Source organism: Streptomyces sp. NPDC045956 (assembly GCF_056430705.1).
Genome location: NZ_JBWKKZ010000003.1, coordinates 15,780 through 34,882, shown reverse-complemented (window position 1 = coordinate 34,882; position 19,103 = coordinate 15,780). Strand labels below are relative to the sequence as shown.

Annotated in this window: 14 protein-coding genes and 1 riboswitch; of the genes, 3 read left to right on the top strand and 11 right to left on the bottom strand. The window is 74.4% G+C overall.

The genetic code is table 11. The features are described 5' to 3' along the window. Positions 1-24 precede the first annotated feature (24 nt). The 6 genes from fxsT to AC07FV_RS09170 all read right to left on the bottom strand — a co-directional run bounded on the left by fxsT (position 25) and on the right by AC07FV_RS09170 (position 12,658). Positions 25-4,650, bottom strand: coding sequence for an FxSxx-COOH system tetratricopeptide repeat protein (gene fxsT, locus AC07FV_RS09195; protein ID WP_479085835.1), 4,626 nt, complete (start codon positions 4,648-4,650; stop codon positions 25-27). Beyond that, entirely contained in the window at positions 4,651-5,781 is a 1,131-nt protein-coding gene (locus AC07FV_RS09190) for a MoxR family ATPase (protein ID WP_479085833.1), read from the bottom strand. Then, positions 5,778-7,271 (bottom strand): VMAP-C domain-containing protein, encoded by a 1,494-nt coding sequence (locus AC07FV_RS09185; RefSeq protein WP_479085831.1) that lies wholly within the window; start codon positions 7,269-7,271, stop codon positions 5,778-5,780. Before AC07FV_RS09185 ends, AC07FV_RS09190 begins: the two co-directional genes overlap by 4 nt. A gap of 205 nt (positions 7,272-7,476) precedes the next feature. Continuing rightward, on the bottom strand, positions 7,477-10,038 hold the full coding sequence (locus tag AC07FV_RS09180) for a polynucleotide kinase-phosphatase (RefSeq protein WP_479085829.1): 2,562 nt from the start codon (positions 10,036-10,038) through the stop codon (positions 7,477-7,479). Then, positions 10,035-11,510, bottom strand: a complete 1,476-nt coding sequence (locus tag AC07FV_RS09175; RefSeq protein ID WP_479085827.1) for a 3' terminal RNA ribose 2'-O-methyltransferase Hen1 — start codon at positions 11,508-11,510, stop codon at positions 10,035-10,037. The genes AC07FV_RS09180 and AC07FV_RS09175 overlap by 4 nt, the downstream gene beginning before the upstream one ends. A 224-nt stretch (positions 11,511-11,734) precedes the next feature. Next, positions 11,735-12,658, bottom strand: coding sequence for an LLM class F420-dependent oxidoreductase (locus AC07FV_RS09170; protein ID WP_479085825.1), 924 nt, complete (start codon positions 12,656-12,658; stop codon positions 11,735-11,737). A gap of 294 nt (positions 12,659-12,952) precedes the next feature. On the opposite strand from AC07FV_RS09170, the gene AC07FV_RS09165 reads away from it, so the two are divergent. After that, positions 12,953-13,192 carry a hypothetical protein gene (locus tag AC07FV_RS09165; RefSeq protein ID WP_479085823.1) on the top strand — a complete coding sequence of 80 codons (240 nt, stop codon included), beginning with the start codon at positions 12,953-12,955 and terminating at the stop codon, positions 13,190-13,192. 93 nt (positions 13,193-13,285) lie between these two features. On the opposite strand, the gene AC07FV_RS09160 is transcribed toward AC07FV_RS09165, so the two are convergent. The 5 genes from AC07FV_RS09160 to AC07FV_RS09140 form a co-directional block, all read right to left on the bottom strand. Further along, positions 13,286-13,756 (bottom strand): DUF6099 family protein, encoded by a 471-nt coding sequence (locus AC07FV_RS09160; RefSeq protein ID WP_479085821.1) that lies wholly within the window; start codon positions 13,754-13,756, stop codon positions 13,286-13,288. 171 nt (positions 13,757-13,927) lie between these two features. Further along, complete coding sequence (locus AC07FV_RS09155) at positions 13,928-14,293, bottom strand: nucleotide pyrophosphohydrolase (protein WP_479085820.1); 366 nt, start codon at positions 14,291-14,293, stop codon at positions 13,928-13,930. Beyond that, a complete protein-coding gene (locus AC07FV_RS09150) occupies positions 14,290-15,444 on the bottom strand; it encodes an AAA family ATPase (RefSeq protein ID WP_479085818.1) in 1,155 nt (384 codons plus the stop codon). Before AC07FV_RS09150 ends, AC07FV_RS09155 begins: the two co-directional genes overlap by 4 nt. A gap of 96 nt (positions 15,445-15,540) precedes the next feature. Further along, a complete protein-coding gene (locus AC07FV_RS09145; protein WP_356612057.1) occupies positions 15,541-15,933 on the bottom strand; it encodes a cell division protein SepF in 393 nt (130 codons plus the stop codon). 194 nt (positions 15,934-16,127) lie between these two features. After that, the gene (locus AC07FV_RS09140) at positions 16,128-16,586 is read right to left on the bottom strand and encodes a DUF7144 family membrane protein (RefSeq protein ID WP_479085817.1); all 459 of its coding nucleotides are present in this window, start codon (positions 16,584-16,586) and stop codon (positions 16,128-16,130) included. Between the two features lie 279 nt (positions 16,587-16,865). On the opposite strand from AC07FV_RS09140, the gene AC07FV_RS09135 reads away from it, so the two are divergent. Both AC07FV_RS09135 and AC07FV_RS09130 read left to right on the top strand, forming a co-directional pair. Next, positions 16,866-18,221 (top strand): chloride channel protein, encoded by a 1,356-nt coding sequence (locus AC07FV_RS09135; protein WP_479085815.1) that lies wholly within the window; start codon positions 16,866-16,868, stop codon positions 18,219-18,221. Positions 18,222-18,322: 101 nt separating this feature from the next. After that, positions 18,323-18,811, top strand: a complete 489-nt coding sequence (locus AC07FV_RS09130; protein WP_479086630.1) for a potassium channel family protein — start codon at positions 18,323-18,325, stop codon at positions 18,809-18,811. A 92-nt stretch (positions 18,812-18,903) separates the two neighbouring features. Then, positions 18,904-19,087: riboswitch (cobalamin riboswitch) on the top strand. Positions 19,088-19,103 lie beyond the last annotated feature (16 nt).

The following is a 19,103-nucleotide window of genomic DNA, read 5'->3' as shown; positions in this document are numbered from 1 at the left end:
TCGGGCGCCGGGCGCCGGGCGCCGTTACAGCGGCATCGGCGCCATGTCGCACTCGATGCGCCGCCGCCCGCGGGCCGCGAGGAGCCAGGGGTGGTCGGCGCGGACCACGCGGGTGAAGCCCTCGACCGCCCCGCGCAGCAGCTCGTCGGCCTCCGCGCCCCGGCTGAGGCCGCGCAGGTCGAGGGCGAGGTTGGCGGTGCACGACAGGGTGAGCGGGTGGTCCTCGCCGGCCACCTCGGCGAGCCGCGGCAGGTTGGCCCGGTCGATCTCGTGCGCCCGCTCGAAGTCCAGGCGGGCGTAGGCCGTACTGGCCTGGCCGAGGGCTGTGGTCAGGGCGGTGATGTGCCCCTCCCCCACGGTCGCGGCCAACCGGTCCGCCACCTGGTCCTCGTGCTCCTGCGCCTTGTCCAGGTTGCCGAGCGTGCGCAGGGTCGCGGCCAGGTTGGCCCGGGTCAGCAGGGTGTACAGGTGCTCCTCGCCGAGCCGTTGCTCGTAGCGCCGGACCGTCTCCTCGGCCAGCTCCCTGGAGCCGTCGAGGTCTCCGGTCAGCCGCAGGTCGACGGAGACGTTGGTGGCGGTGGAGAGCGAGTCGAAGTGGTCCGGCCCGTAGCGGCTGTTGAAGCGCCGCAGCGTCTCCGTGGACAGCTCCGCGCCCTCGGTGAGCGCCCCGTCGCGGCGGCGGCAGACGGCCAGGTTGCGTGCGATGCGCAGGGTGAGCGGGTGCTCCGCACCGAAGGCGGCGCCGGCTCGCCGGTACACGTCCTCCTGGAAGTCGCGCGCCCCGGGGTAGTCACCGCTCTCCCGCATGTTGATGGCCAGGCCGTTGAGGGTGTTGAGGGTGAAGAAGCTGGTCGGCCCGAACAGCAGGTCGCGGAGCCGGGCGTTCTCCCGGTCCAGCGGCAGCGCCTCGCGGAACTCTCCGCAGAGTCTGAGGTCGACGCCCCACGAGTGGATGGCGCGCAGCGTGGTGGGGTCGTCCGGGCCGAACAGGGACCGCGACAGCTCGGTCGCCTCCTGGCTCACGGTCCGCCCCTCGTGGATGCGGCCCTGGTAGCGGCGGGCGTCGGCCATCTCGCACAGGGAGTCGATCAGTTCCTCGGGCTCGACCTCCAGCCGGCGGGAGGTCTCCAGCGCCTGCTCGATCAGCGGGATGGACTCGGTCACCTGGCCGGTCTGGCGCAGCAGGAACGAGAAGCTCTTGGTCATGCGCAGGACGTGGATGTCCTCCTCGCCGGACGCCGCGAGCCAGGCGCTCCAGGCCTCCCGGGCGTAGTCCGCCGCGCCCTCGTGATCGCCCCAGTAGTACAGGAACCAGACGGTGTCGGTGACGAGGTCGCGCACCCAGGTGTCGGAGCTGGTCACCGCCTGGGAGGCGAGCACGTGCGGCAGCAGCGCCTGGTAGGCGGGCCACTCCAGCGAGGCGCCGGGGGCGCCCGGCTTGGCCGCCGACAGCAGCTGGTGCGCGGCGCCGCGCATCCGTTCCCGTTCCTCGGCGCCCAGTTTGGCCAGGAGCACGGTCTGCAGGAGGCGGTGCATCTGGAGGGTGTTGGACCGCGGGTCCACCCTGATCAGGGAGAACTGGTTGAGGTCGCGGATGGCGCGGTTCAGTGTGATCGACTCGCGCAGCAGCGGGTCGATCTCCGGCGTGATGCTGACACCCCGGCTGCCGCGCAGGATCGACCGCGGGATGGGCTCGGGGGCCATGCTGGCGCAGATGTCGAGCAGCTGCCGGGCACCGGGGTTGTTCTGCCGGATGCGCTCCAGCGAGAGGTCCCAGGCGGCGGCGACGGACACCGGGTAGTCGGGATTCGGGTCGAGTTCCAGGATCTCGGGGCTGCGCTGGGCGAGCAGGTCGAGGTACTCGTCGACGAGCATGCCGGTGACCGCGCGCCAGGCGCCCGCCTGCTCGACGGCGAGCGGCAGGTCGCCGAGGGCGTCGGCGAGCCGGTCGGCGTCGTCGGAGGACAGGTCGGGCGAGCGCTTCTGGAGCAGCTCGATGGACTCGGAACGCTCGAAGACGTTCACCGGCAGGGGCGTGGCCACCCGCTCCCAGGCCCGGTTGCGGGAGGTGACGATGACCTTGCCGGGCCCGTTGGTGGGGAAGTACTGCCGGACCGTGTCGACGTCCTCGGCGTTGTCGAAGACGAGCAGCCAGTTGCCGTGCGGTTTCCCCTCGCTCAGCGCCTTCAGCACGGCGGGCACCGCCGTGTTCGCGGCGGGCGCGCCGGGGCGGTCCTGGCCGGAGGGGACGACGCCCAGCTGGGCGGCGAGCGTGCCCAGTGCGGCCAGCACGAGGCTCTCGCGCTCGGCGGGGATCCAGCAGATCACCCGGTAGTCGTGCTGGTGGGTCCAGATGTACTCCAGCGCCAGCTGCGACTTGCCGACCCCGCCGAGCCCGTGCAGCGCGTGCGGAAGCACGGCGGCCGTGTCCTGGGCGCCGAGTTGCTCCTCCACGGCGCTCAGCAGCCCCTGGCGGCCGACGAACGAGGTGTTCCGCAGGGGAACGTTCACCAGGAGGGCGGACGTGGCGGTCGTGGTGCTCTGCATGAGCGGCTCAGCCTCCGGGGCTTCGAGTGGGGTCGCGTCGGGTACCAGCGGCACGGGTGCTCCAGGTTCGTCGGAATCGCTCGACGCTGGATGACTGCCTTCTCGGCCACCGGATGACCCGTCGTCGCCCGCCGGGTTCACCTCAGCGGGTGTACCCGTGGGCAAACGGACGTCCACCCGATCGGCCGCACCGGGCGGCACGGGCCCGGCGACTACGGGTTCGATGCGCCTGGCCCGCTCGGAGTAGGGCCCCGAGAGGGCGCGCATCACGGCGAGTTCGCTGCGCACCCAGCCCCGCTCCGCCGGGTCGGGCAGGGCGGCGCCCGCCGGGTCGTGGAGGGCGGCGCGCAGGGCGACGCCCCGCTGACCCGCGGCGGGCAGCTCGCCCACCACCGCGACGGTGCGGGCGAGTTGGCTGCGGGTCGTGGTGGCGAGCAGTGCCTCGCGGACCCCTTCGGCGAACTCGGGGCGGCCTTCGCCGGCCCGGTCCCAGTCGATGAGACCGCCCATGAGGATCTCGGCGAGGTGGTCGGGCCCGGTCTCCGGCATCGTGCGCCGCCGCAGCTGCTCCACGAGGTCCAGGTCGAACGGGATGGCGGCCAGCTGGGTGGCGAGCCGACGGGCGGCCGGAGTGGCGAGGGTGAAGAAGCGGCGCACGGCGGTGGTGGCGGCGCGCGGGAAGCGCGGGGCGCGCAGTCCGGGGGCGGGGGCGCCCTTGGCCAGGGCACCGGCCAGCACGATGGGCAGGGCGCGGCGCACGCCGCGTTCCCCGGTCACGAGGTGTGACCAGGCGGCGAGGGAGCCGGGCTTGAGCGACAGCACGGGCACCGGCACCGAGTCGTCGCCGGCCTCGGGCAGGGGGCGCAACGGGTCGGGGCCGCCGGGCGGCGCCCAGTGGCCGAGCCCGTCGTTCGGGGCGCCGAAGCCGCCGGCCTCCAGGACCGCCTCGTACGGGTAGAGGGAGCTGCGGTGGCGCAGGTGCGGGGGCAGCAGGTGGACCAGTGCGGTGGGGCCGGCGTGGGCGAGGCGCTTGAGCAGGTCGTCGGCGGCGGGGGCCGCCCAGCCGGGGGCGAGGCCGTCGGTGACGACGAGGAAGACGCGTCCGCCGCGCCCGTCGAGCAGTTCGGCCGGGTCGGCGTCGGCCCGGCCGGTGTTCCAGCGCAGGGTGGCGGTGCCGGTGCGCGGCACGTGCACCCGTACCGGGCGGACGCCTCGGAAGGCGCCGCTGTGCTCGGCGGCCTCGGCCAGCCGCGCGCAGGTCTCCTGCCAGATGCGCATGGTCGGGGCGTCGTCGGTGAGCAGCACCAGGTCGAAGGCGGGGGTGCGGGCGGGCCGCAGGAAGGGCAGCCACATGCCGTCCGCCAGGCCCTGTTCGGCGGTGGCTTCCTCGTCGAGTTCCAGGGTGTGGCGGGAGGGGATGCGCCGGGCCAGCTGGTGGAGGGCGCGGGCGAGCAGGGCGGTGGCCCGGCCGGGCCCGGACGGGTCGTCCTCGGCGGGCAGCAGCGGCCGGCCGGCGTGCAGCGTGAAGGGGCCCTCGGGGTCGGGTAACAGCCGGTTGCGGGCCGCCGGCCGCAGCGGGACGGGGGCGGGTGCGGGCGGTGCGGACGCGTCCCGGGGGCCAGGGACCGGCGCCGGATCGGGCCTGCCGGAGGCGGGTGGCCGGACGGGAGCCGGGAGTTCTTCGGCGGCGGGGCCCGAGGGCCGGGCGTCCGTCTTCCCCGGGTCCGGGTCCCGCGGTCCTGCGGCAACGGGCGCATCCGTGGGGAGCGGGTGGTCCGGCGAGGCGGGGCCCGGCGTCCGGCCCGGTCCGCCGTGGCGGTCCCAGTAGGCGGCGAGCCAGACGGCGTCGGCGACCTCCTGCCAGTGCGGCACGGACGACCGCGGATCACCCGGGTACGGCTGGGCGCGCCCCGCCGCGGACCGGTCCGTGACGGCGGGCCCCGCGACGTCACGGTCGGAGACGACGGGCACGCCGGCCCGGTGCCCGCCGGGGACAGCGAGGCCCTCGTCGACGGTTTCGGGCAGCACCGAGGGAGGCGACGTCCCCGATACGGGGTCCTCGTCGCCCGGTCCGGATGCGTGCTCCCTGGGGAAGCCGGTCATTCAGCGGCCCTTCGCGAGGTCGCGGAGGAGCATTTCCACGAGCTTACGCCCGTCACCGTCCGCCTGGAAACCACCCGCGGTAGTCATCTGCACCGCGTTGAGTAGTTGATCCAGGGAGTGCGTACCGCCGGCCTGCACCCGCTGCACGAAGAGGTCGACCAGATCCTCGGTGCCCTGCGGCCTGGACCCCAGGTGCCCCTCCACCAGGGCCAGCAACTGCCGGCGGCTCGGCGTGCGCATCTCCAGCGGCAGGCAGCGCCGGCGGAAGGCGGCGGGGAACTCCCGTTCGCCGTTGCTGGTGATCACCACGACCGGGAACTCCCGGCACTCCACCCGTCCGCTGCGCAGCAGTGCCTGGCCACCGGGGTCGCTGGTGTGGACGCGCGCGCTGTCGGCGGCGTCACGGACCAGTTCCGGGACGTCATAGCTTCCGTTCTCCAGGACGTGCAGCAGGTCGTTGGGCAGGTCGATGTCGCTCTTGTCGAGTTCGTCGACCAGGAGCACCCGCGGACGATCGTAAGGGAGGAGAGCCGTACCGAGGGGCCCGAGGGTGATGAAGTCGCCCAGTACGGGCGGGAGTTGCTCGGGTGACGAGGATATCGGGGCATTGACGTCGGCCGCGCCGGCCGTGTCGGCCGGGGGGTGCCCGGCGGCGGATTCGGTCCCGTCGGGTGCGTGGTGGGGGGCCGTGGTGCCGCGCAGCCCGGCCTGCCAGGCGGCGATGGCCTGGGCACGTCCCATGGCGTCGTGGACGTAGAGGCCGTCCCGGAGCGTGGTGCGGCTGACGATGCTCCACTCCAGGACCCGGCCCAGGCCCAGCTCGCGGGAGATCAGGTAGGCGAGGGTGGACTTGCCGACGCCCGGCGGGCCGGTGATCAGCAACGGCCTGCGCAGCAGCAGGGCGGCGTTGACGGTGTCGATCTCGTCGGTGCCCAGCTGCGCGGTGACCTGTCCGTCGCCCAGGCGGCGCAGCGCGGCCTGCGGGTCGTCCGGCGGCGCGGGCTGGGGCGGCTCGCCGCGGAAGAGCCGCCAGGGCGGCGCCGCGGGCAGTGCGGGCGGAACGACCGGTGGCCGGCCGGTGCCGTGGAACACCCGCCAGCCGTTCGGGGACGCCTGCTCCTGCGCGTTCATGCCGTTGCCTCCTCGCCGGCGAGATCGCCGTAGTCGGACTGGATGTCGACAAGACGGGTGGGATCGTCCCAGAGGAACCCGATGTGCCGGCCGAGGAGCCGGCCGGGGCCCTGGGCCTGCCGTTCGGCGTTCTCCCGCAGGCGGTGGACGGCCAGGGGGATCTGCCCGGGCGTCGGTACGGCGGCGAACAGGGCGGTCACCACCTCCCGGCGTTCCTCCGGGAAGACTCCCCGGCGGTCCCAGACCGCAAGCCCCACGCCTTCCGCTATGGCGGCCTTGAGCGCCTCCAGGGCGGGCGCGTCGGCCGGGGCGTCCAGCACCACGGCCGTCCGGCCGGTGTCCCCGGCGAGCGCCGTCTGCCAGGCGCCGAGCCGGCCGCCGTCCGGCTCGCTCCAGCCGTGCACGGCCACCCCGTGCTCCCGCAGGGCGTCCCAGCGCTCCTCCCACTGCTCCAGGACCCGGCGGTCCCGGGACCGCATGCGCTCGAGACTGCGGAGGTGTACCCCGTACCGGGTGCCCAGGCGCAAGGGCTGGCCGTCGCCGACACGGTGCGTCAACCCCGCCACGTCGTGGTTGAGGAGGTCGTACGGAAGGACGAACTCGACATACGCCGAAGGCTGCCCGTGTCCACTCGGACGCCGGTCGCGGGGGCCGGGACGGAGCCGCGCGCCCCGGCTCAGCGCTTCGTCGACGGCCGAGCCGAGCGCGTCCAGGGTGGTGACGGCCGGCGTGCCGGGCTGGGGATTCCAGTGGCCGGCGACGGTGTTCAGCCAGTGGCGCACCACGACGTCGCCGGAGGCGTCCCGGGCCGGTTCCACGGCGACGATCAGGCAGCGGGGGATGTCGGGACCGCGCACCACGGCGGCCCGTGCGTCCCGTCGCCGCTCCAGGGCCCGGGTAAGCTCCGCGCGCCGGGCCCAGTCGTCGACCCAGCCGGACAGTGCGGTGCGGTGGCCGGGCGCGTCGGCGAGGAGGGCCGCCCGGTCGAGCAGGAGCACGGCGGGCGGCATGCCGTCGGGCTGGACGTTCCGTTCGAGGACGTGCTGGAAGAGCTGGTCGGGCAGGAGCCCGAGAGGCAGGTCGAGACCGCCCAGCTCCACCGCGAGGTCGTCCCGCAGCCGGTCCGCGGGAAGTTCTCCCTTGGCCAGGACGGCACGCGCGCTGGTCTCGTCGTCGCGGCCGAGCGGACCCGGCGGCGGCTGGGGAGGCGGGACGCCGGAGCGGGCGGGGGCGATCAGCTGGTCCAGTTCCTCGCCGGCCGGCGCGCCTTCGAGGATGCGCACCACCCCGACGAGTACGTGCTCCCCGCCCGCCTCGTTCAGGGCGGTGCGCACGAGGGTCACCACGTCCTCGCGCTGTCTGACGCCCCGCAGGTCGACGGGGCGGCCGAGGTTCTCGCCGAGCATCTGGGCGAACTGTCCGCGCGCCTGCGGGTCCTCCGTGCAGCTCATGCCGCACAGCGCCTCGGTCAGGTCGAAGAGCAGCGCCATGCCCCGCGCGTGCCTGGAAGCGTCCGCCGTCCCGCCGAATCCCGCGCCTGTCTCCACCGACTGTCCCCCGTGAGTCGGTACGTCTGCCTGACCGACCTGCGAAGCTAGCACGGCGACTGACGGTTAACCAGGGACGTGTGGGGTCCCGGGGCACGGCGTCCGGCCGGGACACCCCCTCAGGGGCATCTCGGCCGAAAACGTGCGCTCACAGCCGCGGGTCCACCGGCTCCGACTCCAGCGCCAGCACGCCGAACACCGCCTCGTGAACGCGCCACAGCGGCTCGCCGTCCGCCAAGCGGTCCAGGGCCTCCAGGCCGAGGGCGTACTCGCGGAGCGCCAGGGACCGCTTGTGGCCGAGGAAGCGCTGCCGCAGCCGGGCGAGGTTGTCCGGGCGGGTGTACTCGGGGCCGTAGACGATCCGCAGGTACTCGCGGCCCCGGCACTTGATGCCGGGCTGGACCAGGCGGCCCTTGGCGTCGCGGACCAGGGCGCCGAGCGGCTTGACGACCATGCCCTCGCCGCCGCGGCCGGTCATCTCCAGCCACCAGTCGGTGCCCGCCGCCACCGACTCCGGGTCGCCCGTGTCGACGTAGAGGCGCCGGGTGGTGCGCAGCAGGCCGCTGCCGTCGTGCTCGACGAGGCGGTCGATGAGGGCGAGCTGCTCGTCGTGGGGCAGGGCGGCCAGGCTGCGGCCCTGGGCGGCCAGGATCTGGAACGGGGCCAGGTGGACGCCGTCGAGGCCTTCGGTGGGCCAGCAGTAGCGCCGGTAGGCGTCCGTGAAGGCGGCGGCGTCGGCGGACCGCTCGCGCTGGCGGGCCAGCAGGCCGGTGACGTCGACGCCCCGGGCCGCGGCGGCCTCCAGAGCGGCCAGTGCGCCCGGGAACACCGCGCCGGAGGCGGCGCCCACGGCCGCGTACTGGGAGCGCAGCAGTCCGGAGGCCTTCAGCGACCACGGCATCAGCTCGGTGTCGAGCAGCAGCCAGTCGGTGGCCAGTTCGTCCCACAGACCGGCCTCGCCGATCGCGGTGCGCAGCCGGTCGAGGATCGCCTCGGAGAGGGTCGCGTCGTCCAGGAAGGGGCGGCCGGTGCGGGTGCAGAGGGACCCGGTGATGCCTCCCCCGGCCCCGAAGCGGGCGTGCGCCGCCTGCGCGTCGCGGCAGACCAGCACCACCGCCCGCGAGCCCATGTGCTTCTCCTCGCACACGACCCGCGCCACGCCGTCGGCCGCGTACTGGGCGAAGGCCTCCTTCGGGTGCTCCAGGTAGCCGTCCACCTGCGAGGTGGCGGTGGGGGCCATGGTCGGCGGCAGGTACGGCAGGAGTCCGGGGTCGGTGGCGAAGCGGCTCATGACCTCCAGGGCCGCCGCCGCGTTCTCCTCGCGCACGGTGATCCGGCCGGCGTGCCGGGTCTCCACCGTCCGGCGGCCGTGCACGTCGGCCAGGTCGAGCGGGCGGCCGTCCTTGCCGCCGGGCGCCTCGGTGCGCAGCGGCTTGGCCGGCTCGTACCAGACCCGCTCGGCCGGTACGTCGACCAGTTCGCGCTCGGGCCAGCGCAGCGCGGTGAGCTTGCCGCCGAAGACGGCGCCGGTGTCGAGGCAGATGGTGTTGTTGAGCCAGGTGGCCTCCGGGACCGGGGTGTGGCCGTAGACGACGGCCGCGCGGCCCCGGTAGTCCTCGGCCCACGGGTAGCGCACCGGCAGTCCGAACTCGTCGGTCTCGCCGGTGGTGTCGCCGTACAGGGCGTGGCTGCGGACCCGTCCGGAGGTGCGGCCGTGGTACTTCTCCGGCAGGCCGGCGTGGCAGACCACGAGCCGGCCGCCGTCGAGGACGTAGTGGCTGACCAGACCGTCGATGAACTCCCTCACCTCGGCGCGGAACTCCTCGCTCTCGCCGTCCATCTGCGCGACGGTCTCGGCGAGTCCGTGGGTGTGCTGGACCTTGCGGCCCTTGAGGTGGCGGCCGTACTTGTTCTCGTGGTTGCCGGGGACGCACAGGGCGTTGCCCGACTTCACCATGGACATCACGCGGCGCAGCACTCCGGGGCTGTCCGGGCCGCGGTCGACGAGGTCGCCGACGAAGACCGCGGTGCGGCCCTCGGGGTGCACGCCGTCGGTGTAGCCGAGCCGTGTGAGCAGGGCCTCCAGTTCGGCGGCGCAGCCGTGGACGTCGCCGACGATGTCGAACGGGCCGGTGAGGTGGGTGAGGTCGTTGAAGCGCTTCTCGGTGACGACGGTGGCCTGTTCGGCCTCCTCCGCGCCGCGCAGGAGGTGCACCTTGCGGAAGCCCTCGCGTTCCAGGCGGCGCAGGGAGCGGCGGAGTTCGCGGATGTGGCGCTGGATGACCCGGCGGGGCATGTCGGCCCGGTCGGTGCGGGCCGCGTTGCGCGCGGCGCACACCTCCTCGGGCACGTCGAGGACGATGGCGATGGGCAGGACGTCGTGCTTCCTGGCCAGCTCGACCAACTGGCGTCTGCCGTCCTGCTGCACGTTGGTGGCGTCGACGACGGTGCGGCGGCCGGCGGCGAGCCGCTTGCCCGCGATGTAGTGCAGGACGTCGAAGGCGTCGCGGCTCGCGCTCTGGTCGTTCTCGTCGTCGGCGACCAGGCCCCGGCAGAAGTCCGAGGAGACGACCTCGGTGGGCTTGAAGTGGCGCCGGGCGAAGGTGGACTTGCCGGAGCCGGAGGCGCCGATCAGCACGACGAGGGAGAGGTCGGTGACGGGCAGGGTGCGGGCCCGTGCGGTGGTGTCGGTGGTGTCGGTGGTGCTCATGCGGCCTTCGCCTCCTTCTCGGTCTCGGTCTCGGTCCTGGTGGTGAAGACGGCCATCTGGGTGGGCGGGCCGACCTCGGGGTCGTCGGGGCCGACGGGCCGGAACTCGACCGCGTAGCCGTGCCGTTCGGCCACCTCGTCCGCCCAGGCACGGAACTCCTGGCGGGTCCACTCGAAGCGGTGGTCGCGGTGGCGGACGCGCCCGGCGGGGAGGCTCTCCCAGCGCACGTTGTACTCGACGTTCGGCGTGGTGACGACGACCGTGCGGGGGCGGGCCGAGCCGAACACCGCGTAGACGAGGGCGGGCAGGCGGGGCGGGTCGACGTGCTCGATCACCTCGCTGAGCACGGCGGCGTCGTAGCCGCGCAGCCGCTTGTCCGTGTAGGCCAGGGACCCCTGGAACAGGGCGACCCTCGCGGCCTGGCGCTCGCCCATGCGGTCCAGCCGGAGCCGGCGGGAGGCGATGGTGAGCGCGCGCACCGACACGTCCACGCCGACGATCTCGGTGAACCGCGGCTCCTTGAGCAGCTCCCGCACCAGGTGCCCCTCGCCGCAGCCGAGGTCGAGGACGCGGGCGGCGGCGTTCTCCCGCAGGGCGGTCAGAATCGCCTCGCGGCGGTGCACGGCGAGCGGGGTGGGCCGGTCCTCCTGCTCGGTCTCGGCCTCGACGGCGTTGTCGATCTCCTCGACCTCGCTGTCGTCGGTCTCGGCCAGCCGGATCAGTTCCAGTCGCTCCATCGCCTCACGGGTCAGCGACCAGCGGCGGGACAGGTAGCGGCTGGTGATCAGCTTCTGCTCCGGGTGGGCAGGCAGCCAGCCCTCCCCGGCGCGCATCAGCTTGTCGACCTCGTCCGGGGAGACCCAGTAGTGCTTGGCGTCGTCGAGCACCGGGAGGAGCACGTACAGGTGGCGCAGGGCCTCGGCGAGGGTGCGCTTCGCGGACTCCAGTTCGAGGCGGACGTAGCGCGAGTCGCCCCACTCGGGGAACGCGGTGTCCAGCGGGACGCTCTCGACGGTGACGGTCCAGCCGAGCGGCTCGAAGAGGCGGCGTACGAGGTCCGGGCCGCCGCGGGCGGGCAGCGCCGGGACCCCGACGCGCAGCGGCAGCGGCTCGGCCGCCCGCTCGGGGCGCGTCCTGCACACGCCGCGCATCGCGCTGGAGAAGACGTTGCCCAGCGCGACGGCGAGGAGCGAGGAGGCCGCGTAGGGGCGGTCGTTGACGTACTGCGCCAGGGCCGCGTCGGGGGCTCCGCCCCGTCCCTTGCCCTTGCCGCGCCGCACCAGCGCCACCGCGTCGATCTCCAGCAGCAGCGCGGCCGTGCAGCGCTGCTCCTCCGCCTCCGGGTAGAGCACGTGGGCCGTGCCGAAGGAGGTGGAGAACGTCTGCGCCTTGTCGGGATGCTTGTGCAGCAGGAAGCCGAGGTCGGTCGCGGGGCGTTCGGGAGTACCGGTGGTGGTGATGGTCAGGAACATGCGGAGGGCCTCTCCGGCCGGTGGTCGGTGTCGGGATGCCGTACGCGCGGGAGCCCCCGGGGTGGTAGATCCCGAGGGCTCCGGCAGGACGACGGTCACACCATCGCACAGGGTGGGTGACCGGCGCCTTCGGTTATTCGCGGGCCGGTGTCCGAGCGTGCTCCGGCGGGGCGAGGGGCGGCGTCCGCGGGTCGTGCGGCGGGGCCGGGGGCGGGGTCACCGGGTCAGGACAGCTGTGACTGGACCTGGGAGGAGATCAGTTCCAGGTGGTCCAGGTCGTCGAGGTCGAGGACCTGGAGGTAGACGCGCTGCGCGCCGGCCTCGGCGTAGCGGCCGATCTTCTCGACGACCTCGGCCGGGGAGCCGGCCAGCCCGTTGGCCTTCAGCTCCTCGACCTCGCGGCCGATCACCGAGGCCCGGCGGGCGACTTCGGCGTCGTCCTTGCCGACGCAGACGACGAGGGCGTTGGAGTAGGTGAGGGCGTCGGCCGCGCGGCCGGCCTCCTCGGCGGCGGCCCGCACCCGGGCGAACTGGCGCTCGGTGTCCTCCAGCGAGGCGAACGGGATGTTGAACTCGTCGGCGTACCGGGCGGCCAGGCGCGGTGTGCGGGTGGCGCCGTGACCGCCGATGAGGACGGGCACCTTCGGCTGGGCGGGCTTGGGCAGCGCGGGCGACTCGGTCAGGTCGTAGAACTTCCCGTGGAAGTCGAAGGTCTTGCCGGTCTCGGTGCCCCACAGACCGGTGACGATCGCCAGTTGCTCCTCCAGGCGGGCGAACTTCTCCTTGGGGAAGGGGATGCCGTACGCCTTGTGCTCCTCCTCGAACCAGCCGGCGCCCAGGCCCAGCTCGATGCGGCCGCCGGACATCTGGTCGACCTGGGCGACCTGGATGGCGAGGACGCCGGGCAGCCGGAAGGTGCCGGCGGTCATGAGGGTGCCGAGCCGGATGCGCTTGGTCTCGCGGGCGAGGCCGGCCAGGGTGATCCAGGCGTCGGTGGGGCCGGGGAGGCCGTCCGCGGAGCCCATGCGGAGATAGTGGTCGCTGCGGAAGAAGGCGTCGAAGCCGAGGTCCTCGGTGGCCTTGGCCACGGTGAGCAAGGTGTCGTAGGTGGCCCCCTGCTGGGGCTCGGTGAAGATACGCAGATCCATGTCTCCATCCTGCCTGCTCGGCGCGGGTGTGCCGCACAGGCTCCGCCCGGCCCGGCGCGTGCCCCTTCCCCCCCGGGGGCCGTCCGGCCCGGCGCGCAAGCCCCACGGTTCGCGCGGCCCGCGGGGGTCCGCGCGTCAACGCGGGGCCGGTGCGCGGCCGGTCCGGTGACCGGGCCGGGGGTTGATCGTTTGCCGGGGCGGAGGCGGATCGCCCGGCCTCCGCGCCGGGCGGTGTGCGCCGGCGCGCCGACCGTGTCGCCCCCCCCGTGGGGGCCTGGGGCCGAGGAGTCCGTCATGTCCGAAGAGAACGTGCCGCGTCAGGACGGGGCGGAGGCCCGGCCGAAGGGGCTGCTCCAGCAGATGGAGGAACTCATGGCGGCGCTGAACGCGGACCTGTCGGCCCTGGACGCCGATCTCCGGTCGGCGGGGGATCCCGAGCGGCCCGGCCCCCGAGGGCTGCCGGAGGCGACGGAGTCCACCGCTTCCACGGGGCGTCACGGGCGTCCGTCGGACGGGGCGGGGCACACCGACTGAGCTGCGGCGCCGAGCGGCCGTCCGGCGGGCCGGGACGGGGGCGGGCGCCGTACCGTACCCCCGCCGTCGCGGTCGGCGGCTCGCCGGGGGCGGCTAGCCCGCCTCCCGCTCGGGTAGGTCCGCGTCCCGGTCCGCCAGTTTGCGGAGCATCTCCAGGACCCGGTCACGTGACTCGTCCGCCGCGTCGATGGCCTCCATGCACTGCCAGTACGTGGCCTCGTCGTCGGCGGCGCAGGCGATGCCGACCAGGGCTATGCCGGTCTCCCCGAGCAGGGTGCCCAGGCGCATCAGGGCCTGCCGCGCGTCGCCCAGTTCGGTGAGCTGGGCGGCTCGCAGCTCTCCCGGGGCCAGCTCCGGGGTGTGCAGCACTCCGCAGCCGCGGCCCGCCAGCTCGGTGAGCCCGATCGCCTCGCCGCGCAGCTCCGGTGGTCCGTGGACCGCCAACCGGCTGCCGATCGCCTGTGCCAGGGCCTGCACCTGCCACACCTCCGTCAGGATGGCCGGCACCTCGCCGCCGGCCGCCAGGGCACGCCCGCTCGTCACGATGAGCCGCACAGCGTCCATGCGCTGCCCCCGTCTGTCTGCGACGCGCTCGCGGCGCGTCCGCCCGAACTCCGCTGTTCACTACCCAGAGTGAAGGTGGGTGGGGCGAAAAGCCAGAGGAAGGCGGAAATCTTCGGACAAGAATATGGTTTCCGACCGGATTTCGACTGCGGAGAGTGATAGCGGAGTTCGTCACTCCCCCGACTCGGGCGTCCGGGTCGGCCGCACCGGGAACCGGAGTTCGTTGCGCTCGATCTTCGCCGCCAGCGCGGCCAGGGGGTCGACGCCGAGCACCTCGCAGAACTGGAGCAGGTACGCCAGTACGTCGGCGACCTCGTCCCGGACCCGGTGCGCGGTGTCCGGGTCGGCCATGACGCGGGCGGACTGCTCGGGCGTCAGCCACTGGAAGATCTCGACGAGTTCGGAGGCCTCCACGCTGAGCGCCGCGACGAGGTTCTTGGGCGTGTGGTACGGCTGCCAGTCCCGTGCGGCGGCGAACTCGGCGAGCCTGCGCCGGAGGGCTGGCAGGTCGGGGGGCGGGTGCGGAAGATCGGTCACGGGTCCAGGTGTACCACCGTGACGCCGTCCGTCCCGGTCGCCCAGGAGGCGTCGGCCACCGCCGCGACCAGTCGGATGTGGCCGCGGTCGCACATCCGCGCCGCCAGGCGGAGCAGTTCCCCGCGCTGCCGGGCGTCCAGGCCCCGGTCGAAGCCGTCGGCGAGCACGGTCAGCGTCTGCAACGCGGCGGGGACCTCACCGACCGGGTCGACCTCCAGCACCCCGGGGCCGGTGAACAGCAGCAGGGCGAGGGCGAGGTAGCGAAGCTCGCCGTAGCCGAGCCGCGCCAGGCCGGTGCGGACGCCGTCGCCCCGGTCCAGCGACGCGCGGACCCCGCCGCCGGTCACCGGCTCCGCCAGCACGTCCGCGACCGAGCCCGCGCATCCGGCGCGGACCGCCGCGACGAACTGCGCGTGCCGGCGGCCGCACTCGGCACGGGTGCGCGACAGCACGTCGGCGAGGTTGTCGCAGCCGCCGAGCAGCCGGCCGGTGCCGCTGGGCACGGACTCCCGCATCCGGCCGGGCCGGGGGTCGCAGGAGAAGACGGAGCGCAGGGCGACCACCATCTGCTCGGCGGCGGCGAGCACCCTGCGCTGCCCGTCCGTCTTGCCGGCCACCCGCAGGGGCAGCAGCGGGGTGCCGAGCCGGTCGTCGGGCAGCGGGGCGCGGGTCACGGGCGCGGACCCGCCGGTGTGCCAGGCCGCCTGGACGGCGCGGCGACCGGGATCGCGCAGGGCCGTCTCCAGCAGCACCACCCCGTCCGCCGTCAGCCGCTCCCCCACGATGCGCAGCTCGGGTTCGGCCTGCACGGCGACGTCGAGGCGCACGGGCCCCTCCGCTCCGTCGGCCGTGCAGCCGATGCGGAAACCGCGGCGGTGCTGGGCGTCGGGCCGGGCCCGCTCGGGCACGCAGGCCACCGGGTCGGGGAAGGCCGCGCCGAGTCGGGCACCGCCCCCGAGCCGGGCCAGGGCGTCGTACGCCCTGAGCGCGGTGGTCTTGCCGCAGCCGCTGGGGCCGGCGAGCACGGTGAGCGGCCCGAACCGCAGCACGGCGCGGCGGTGCCCGGCGAAGGCGGACAGCCGCAGCTCCGTGACTCGGGGGCGGTCCGGCAGGGGTGCGGCCGGGGCCGTCGACGCGGGGGACACTGCCATGTCCGGACCGTAGGGTCCGGGCGGGACGGCGAACCGTTCCGCCCGGACGGCGTTCCTACGAACGGGGGACGGGACCGTCAGGACCGGAGCGGCCCGTCACACTCCCGGAACCTGCGCCGCGCTCTCCATCAGCCCGTTCACCTCGGTCCCGGCGGGGGTGAGCAGGAAGACGTTGCGGTCGACGCGGTGCATCCCGCTGGCCAGGCCGAAGACGACGCCCGTGCTGAAGTCCAGGACGCGTTTGGCGACCTCGCCCTCGGCGCTGGTCAGGTCCAGGAGGACCGGGATGCCCGCCATCAGGATCTCGGCGACCTCGCGGGCGTCCGCGAACACGTTGACCCTCAGGACGACGAAGCGGCGGCGGGTCTCCGTCTCCGCCTCCGGCAGCGCCCGGTGGCCCACCGCGGACGGCCAGGCGTCCCGCCCGCGCAGAGGAACGACCTGGGCGAGCCCCTCCCACTGTTCATCGGTGACGTCGTGGCTGTTCACCGGCTCCCCCCGATCTCACTCGCCTTCAATGCGTGCACCAGCCAATTCTTACGCCAAGTCACCCGTTCGGCCCAACAGCGACACGTTTCGCGACGCTCCGTGCCCGGTGGCCGCCCGAGAAATCCGGGTCGCCGGCACGGCGGTGGCGCGTCCGGCCCGCGCCGGGCCCCGCGCGGTCGGGAGCCGAAGGGGCCTCAGGACCGCTGGTCCGCCCGGTCCTGACGACTGGCCAGCGCCCAGATCACGAAGACGTCGATCGCCATCACGATCACCGACCAGACGGGCGCGTACGGCAGGAACAGGAACTGGGCGATGAGGCTGAGCGAGGCGAGGAAGATACCCGCGAAGCGCGCCCAGGCCATGTCCTTGAGCAGTCCGTAGCCCGTGGCGAGGACGAGGGCGCCCAGGATCACGTGGATGATGCCCCAGCCGGTGAGGTTGAGTTCGTAGACGTAGCTGCCGACGCGGGCGTACACGTCGTCCTCGGCGAGGGCCGCGATGCCCTGAAGGACGGCGAGGGCACCGTTCAGCAGCATCAGGACGCCCGCGAAGACGACCCCGCCGGTCACCCATCCGCTGGAGCGGTCCGCCGGCCGCGGGGCGCCTGTGCCGTGCGTCGGCCTGCCGGGAGAAGGTGCGGCGTGCTGGCTCATGAGCGAGTCCTTTCTGCGTGTCCCCGTACGGGCCTCGGCCTGTCGGCGCGCCGGGCGACGACAGGTCACTCCGAGCCTGCGGCCACCCCCGCCGACCGGCCATGCGGGTACGCCGGACGGGTGAACCGGCACCGTCCGGCCCGCCCGCCGCCCGCTCCCTCGGGGGCGCCCCGTGCGCATGCGTCCCCGGCCCGCCTCGCGTTAACTGAGGCGCACGTGCGAACGCGTGCTCCGGACCCGTCGGACCAGGTGCCGGGGCGAGGTGGACGGAGGAGGACCGTGGCGACTGGACCCCCGCCGGCGAACGCGGTGCCGGGCCGGGCGGAACAGTCCCTGCGGCACACGTTGTTGAGCCCCGGCTATCTGCGGCTGCTGCTGCTGTGCGTCCTGCTGGGCGTGCCGATCGCGCTGGCCTGCTTCTTCTTCGTCGGGTTCCAGCACCAGGTGCAGCACTGGGTGTGGACGTCGCTGCCCCGGGCGGCCGGTTACGACGCCCCGCCCTGGTGGTGGCCACTGCCCGCGCTGCTGCTGGCCGGGCTGATCCTGGCGCCGATCGTCACCAGGATGCCGGGCGGCGGCGGGCATCTGCCGGTGAACGGGCTGGGCGGCGCTCCCGTCGGCCCCCGTGCGCTGCCCGGCGCGGTGCTGGCCGCGCTGGCCACGCTGCCGCTCGGTGTGGTGCTGGGGCCGGAGGCGCCGCTGATGGCCGTCGGCAGCGGGCTCGCGCTGCTGGCGGTCCGGCGGGCGGGCGCGGCCGGCGACCCGAAGGCGAGCGCGATCATCGCGACGGCCGGGTCCACCGCCGCGATCTCCACCATCCTCGGCGGTCCGGTGGCGGCGGCCGTCCTGCTGATCGAGGGGGCGGGGCTGGCGGGCGCCCAGCTCGTCGCCCTGCTGCTGCCGTGTCTGCTGGCCAGCGCGGCCGGCGCGCTGGTCTTCACCGGGTTCGGGCAGTGGACGGGCCTGGAGATCGGTGCCCTGAGCCTCCAGGACCTCCCGCCGGCCGTCGGCCCGGACGCGGGCGACTTCCTCTGGGGGGTCCCCACGGCGGCCCTGATCGCGGTGCTGGTCACGCTGGGCCGCGAACTGGGTCGCCGCACCGTCTCCTGGACGCGGCGGCACACGGCGGCGCGCACCGTCCTGTGCGCCGTGGCCGTGGGCGGCTGCCTGTGCGTGTACGCCCTGGTCACCGGCCGGTCCCCGGCGGAGGCGGCCCTGTCCGGTCAGGCGACCCTCGGCGTACTGGCCTCGGACCCGCACGCGTGGTCGGTGGGCGCGCTGGTCGCCCTGGTGGCGTGCAAGGGGCTGGCCTGGGGCATCGCGCTGGGCAGCCTGCGCGGGGGGCCGATCTTCCCGGCGGTGCTGCTGGGCGCTGCCACGGCCGTCGCGTGTTCCGGGCTGCCGGGCTTCGGGGCGACCCCGGCCCTCGCCCTGGGCATCTCGGCCGCCGCGGCGGCGGTGACGGGACTGCCGTTGGCCAGCGCGGTGCTGGCGGTGCTGCTGATGGGCAGGGACGCCCACGACCAGACGCCGCTGATCGTCATCGCCTCGGTCGTCGCCTTCGTCGTCGCCCAACTGGTGCGCCGGACCGACCCGGCGGCCGCCGACAGCCCGGCCGAGGGAACGGCACGGTGACGGAGGACCACCGGTCCGGCCGGCGGCGGCCCGGCAGCCCGCGGGGCGGCCCCGCGCGCTCCGGCCGTCTGCGGGCCCTCTGGCACACGGCACGCCCCTGGCTGACGCGGGCCGGTGTCACGGCGGCCGTGATCGTGGCCTACTTCGTCCTCCCGCTCGACCACCTTGGCCCGCGGCGCCCCGTGCTCAGCTGGGTGCTGTTCGCCCTCGCACTCGCCGTCGTGGCCGTGCTGCTGCTCCGGCAGATCCGCCACGTGTTCACCAACCGCCCGGACTCCCGGCCCGGTGCGGTCCTGTCCCTGCTGATCGTCCTGACCGTGCACATCTTCGCGGCCACCTACTACGCCCTCGCCAAGCACGAGGGCGAGTTCACCGGCCTCGACACCCGCGTCGACGCCCTGTACTTCACCGTCGTCACGCTGGCGACCGTCGGGTACGGCGACATCACCCCGAGCGGCCAGACGGCCCGTATCGTGACGGTCCTCCAGATCGTCTACAGCTTCGTGTTCCTGACCGCGGCGGCGACCGCGCTCACCCAGCGGCTGCGCGACATGGTGGTCCGGCGCACCGACCGGGACCGGCACGGCTGACGGCCGCGGGACGACGTCCACCGACGCCACCTGCGCGAACCCGCATACGTCCGCGGGCCGGAGGGGCGCTTGTCACCGCCCCTTCGGGAGCACTACTGTCGCCACGCCTTGGTGAACGGGAAATCCGGTGTGATGCCGGTGCGGCCCTCGCCACTGTGAATCGGGAAGTCCGGCTCCGGCCCTCACGGGCAGCCACTGGGTCCTCGGACCCGGGAAGGCGGAGCACGGGCGGTGTCACCCGTAAGCCAGGAGACCGGCCAAGGCGCGTCGTCCATCCACGAGGTGCTGGAGA